The sequence below is a fragment of the Skermanella sp. genome (assembly GCF_059503625.1).
Genome location: NZ_JCACHA010000093.1, coordinates 1 through 3,987 on the forward strand (window position 1 = coordinate 1; position 3,987 = coordinate 3,987).

At 63.8% G+C, this 3,987-nt stretch carries 4 protein-coding genes; 2 read left to right on the plus strand and 2 right to left on the minus strand.

Annotated elements, in window-relative coordinates; genetic code table 11:
• Positions 1–711: 711 nt before the first annotated feature.
• Positions 712–1,896: a helix-turn-helix transcriptional regulator gene (locus tag AC5JJ6_RS02440; RefSeq protein WP_496040517.1), complete on the plus strand. Its 1,185-nt coding sequence runs from the start codon at positions 712–714 to the stop codon at positions 1,894–1,896.
• A 680-nt stretch (positions 1,897–2,576) separates the two neighbouring features.
• On the plus strand, positions 2,577–2,936 hold the full coding sequence (locus AC5JJ6_RS02445; RefSeq protein WP_496040518.1) for a transposase: 360 nt from the start codon (positions 2,577–2,579) through the stop codon (positions 2,934–2,936).
• Between the two features lie 24 nt (positions 2,937–2,960).
• On the opposite strand, the gene AC5JJ6_RS02450 is transcribed toward AC5JJ6_RS02445, so the two are convergent.
• Positions 2,961–3,350 (minus strand): response regulator, encoded by a 390-nt coding sequence (locus AC5JJ6_RS02450; RefSeq protein ID WP_496040519.1) that lies wholly within the window; start codon positions 3,348–3,350, stop codon positions 2,961–2,963.
• A 134-nt stretch (positions 3,351–3,484) separates the two neighbouring features.
• The gene (locus AC5JJ6_RS02455) at positions 3,485–3,865 is read right to left on the minus strand and encodes a response regulator (protein WP_496040520.1); all 381 of its coding nucleotides are present in this window, start codon (positions 3,863–3,865) and stop codon (positions 3,485–3,487) included.
• Positions 3,866–3,987 lie beyond the last annotated feature (122 nt).

Genomic DNA, 3,987 nt, shown 5'->3' on the forward strand with positions numbered 1-3,987 from the left:
CTTACGCTACATCCGCCAGCCGATATCCCGACGTCCGATGAATAAGACGGGCTAGGTAACCGGCGGGCGGCCCCCCGGTCTCGGCGCGGACCACCCGAACGCGCGCAAGGGGTTCCGCGCCGGCGACGGCGCGGACGAGAGCGGCCTCGGATCTAGGCGAGAGAGGGTGCCCATCCTCGTCATGGAACTGCCGGGCCAGCTGCACGAGGGCCGGCGCGTCGCCAGGCACTACAGGTTCGAACCAAGCCTCTACCATCCGTGTCGCGCGCCCGTCGCTGCCGTCGGGCAGTCTAGGCGCGCGGCACCGTCTCCGCCTACGCCAACGGCCAGCACTGGTTCCGCGCCCGGCCGGCGACCAACGGGACGGCTCTCGTGCGTCATCGAGGGCCTCGCAGGACACCTGAAGCGCTAGTTTGGCCGGCGCCGCGCGGTGGCGCGTGGGCCGCCTCGGGACCGAACGGTTCGCGAACACCATGGGCGATGTCCTGGGTCACGCGCGGGTGTCCACTCTTAGATTGCTCGGCCAGCCGCAGCTGGTCCAAAGGATCGGGTATGCCTCACTCCTTTTCCCATCCTCGCGAGCAGCTCGGTAGCGCTAGCGGGCATCCTGCAAACTGATGATGTCCGCGGCCAGAATGCATGGCGTTTTGCCGCTGTCCCGGGCGCTGCCGGGCGCTTGGTCACCGACCGACACGATGGTGGAGAGCCGCGATGTCGCACGAGAGGCTGCTGGCGCTCACGGAAGAGATCTACGATGCCGCGGCGGGCTCGACGCCCTGGACGGTGGTCGAGACCGGCCTGAAATCGCTGGTCCAGGCACGGACGGCGTCGCTGATGGTCGGGGACGCGCTCACTGGCCAGACCGAGTTGCTCTGGCGTGAGGGCTTCCCGGACAGTGCCGTTGCCGCCTACCAGTCCCACTACCGTCACCTCGACCTGTGGACCACCCGTGCCGCGGCGGTGCTGGCGCGCGGTGGCAGTGCGGCGCCGATCCGGCTTCTGATTGGCGGTGAGATGCTGGTGCCCGACCATGAGTTCGTGCGCAGCGAGTTCTACAACGACTTCGGCCGCCCGCTTGGGCTTCGCCACGTTCTCGGCACGGTGGTGCCGCTCGGCGAGGCTGGCATGATGCCGATCGGTTTGCACCGCCCCGATAATGCAGCTCCGTTCGGGGATGCCGAGCGGCGGCTCGTTGACGGTGCCCTGCCGCATCTGCGACGGGCCATGCAACTGCGCCACCGGCTGAAGGCTGTGGCTGGTACGGCGGGGCTCGCGGCTCTGGATGCGCTGCCCTTGGGTGTGCTGGTGCTGGACGCGACCATGCGCGTGCTGGTGGCTAATACGGCAGCCGAGACGATGGCGGCGGCTCATGGGGCTGCCCTGCGGCTGCAGCAAGTGCGCCGAGCCGGCGGTGCTGGAAGCTGCACTGTTGCAGTGGCCCGCCACAACGTCGAGGACGTCCGCTTTGCCGCGCTGGTGCGGGAGGTTGCCAAAGACGGTCGGGCTGGTGGTGCCTTGCGTCTGAGTACCGAGGACAGGTCTCAGCGCCTCGCCGCCCTGGTTGCCCCTCTGCCTCGGCGCCTTGCCGGACGCGGTGGTGCCGAGGCGGGTGCGGGGCGGGTTCAGGGCCAAGCTCTTGTCCTGCTACGTGATCTCTCACCCATGGTCCGAACGTCGCCTCGAGCTGACATGCTCCGCGACCTGTTCGGGCTGACGCGCGCCGAGGCGGAGGTGGCCCAAGCCCTCACGGGTGGGACAAGCACCGTCGCGGTCGCGGCGCGCCGGGGCCTCAGCGAGGCGACAGTCCGCAGCCAGGTCCGCGCGGTGCTGGACAAGACCGGTGCTGCCAATCTGCGCGACCTGGAACGCCTGCTGACCAGCCTGCAGGGGATGTGACACCAAGGCAGCGGACTGGATCGTCTAAACGCTTCTTGTTTGAACCAAGGTGCTGAGCGGCGGGATCAATCTCTAAGCTGCGCTGTTCCTGACGCCCGGGTTGCACGTCCCAACGTCTGCTTCATTATCGAGGGTTGGAGGTCGTCCCCGTCGAGACCAGCCCCATCCAGCTCGCTCAGGCCTATGACCTGCTCGGGAGGGAGCCAGTGTTGCCGGTTTGCCAACCGGCCTACACGCCAGCCGCCCTGTTGGCCCTGCTTCTGCTACGGGAGAGACTGCGGCCAACCTACCGTGGTCTGGAAGACCTTTTCCGCCTGTCCGATCAGCTCCGTCGCGTGTTCGACCTCCGATTTGTCCTGGACCATGCGATGGTGTGGCGGTTCGCCCGCCACCACGTCAGCCCCTACCTGCTGGACGCGGATCTATGTGAGACCGTTCGCCGCGCCCATCGGGACATCGAATGTGCATCCCAGATCGCACTCGACTCACTGGCATCTTCCTCGCGCATACGTGCCGCTATTTCGAATGGCGCGAAGCGACACCGAGGCCAGCGCGATTGGCGGAAATGAGCCTTCGCCATGTGAGTCGCGCTGCAGATCCTGGTGGCGCAGGGTGTCAAACCAGGACCATACGGTGGCTTCAACGACCTTCCACCGTTGGCCAGCGCGGCGGACGCCCGCATGCCGTTTGAGCAGTTCCTGGCGGATGCGGGCTATGACAGCGAGGTGAACCCTCGGTACTGCCGCGGAGGCCTCCACGTCGACAGCCCCATCTCGGCCAAGGAGCGGCGCTCGGCCCACGTGGTGGCGACCACCCCACTGCGGCGGGAGATGGTGCGGCGGCTCGGCGAGCCAGGCGTGGGAGCCGACTGCGTCGCGTACCGCCAGAGGTGGAAGGTGGAGACGGTCATGTCCGCCGTGAAGCGGCGCCATGGCGAGGCGCTCACCGCCAAGCTGGATCAGACGCAACGTGCTCAAGCGCTGCTACGCGGGCCTACCGGCAACCTCCAGCGCCTTGTCCGCCTTGATGCCATTGCATGAGCTGTGCGACGGAGCAGCTGGCGCTTAGGTGGACGGGTTTGCTACCCGTGTGTGCTTCTGAAGCAGATCCTCAAGGACAGCTTGCAGGCGCGGGACCACATATGGCTTTGCCAGCACCGGCGCGTCAGGCAGACGCACTGGACCGCCATCCTCGCCATAACCAGTGACAACTAGGTAGGGGATGCCAACCTCTTGCAATCTAACGATCACCGGCAACGCCGACACGCCGCCGAGATTGAGGTCAACAACAGCGACGTCCGGCTGGCGGGTACTGAGAAAACTGAGTGCGTCAGCAACGCATGCCACGTTTCCAATGACGTTCATCTCGAACTCAAGGAGGCAGTCTTCTGCCAGCATGGCAAGCAGGGTCTCATCCTCTACGATAAGCACTGTGCGGCCGTGCAGTATGGACATGGCAGCGAACTCGCAAAACGGAACCACACATGTTGTCACCATTAAGGTGCTTTGCAAAGGCATGTCGAATCACAGGCGGATTAGTCGAGCATCGGATTGGAACAGTGCAATTGTACGGTTTCAGGCAAAGACAGCTAGACGATTGATGTCAATGCAGAGACAAGATCCTCAGGCGGATAAGGCTTGGTGATCAATCGAACGCCTTCGAGCTGCGGCACATCGTGATAGGCAGACTGGATTAGAAACGGAATGCCACGTGTAGCAAGCCGTGTGACTACCGGCAATGACATGGTCTCGCCAAGATTATAATCCACTACAGCAGCATCGACGCCGCACTTCAGTAATGCAACATCAAGGAGCTTAAGCGCTACATCCACTGATGCAGCCGGCCCTATAACTATTGCACCAGCTTCCATCAGTATTTCCTTAATCCACATCGCCAGAAATGCTTCATCCTCTACAACGAGGATGCGTTTGTCTCCAAGCGGAGGTTTTGGATTTTGTGTATGTGACATAGGGGTCTCTAATGGTGTGCTGTGAGCCACCTACGTTCGCGGCGTCAACGGACCAACGTGTGGATAAGCTTAGTGTCCGTCCGGGATCATATTGTTCTTCGGCATAGCCTTCGCAGCATGAG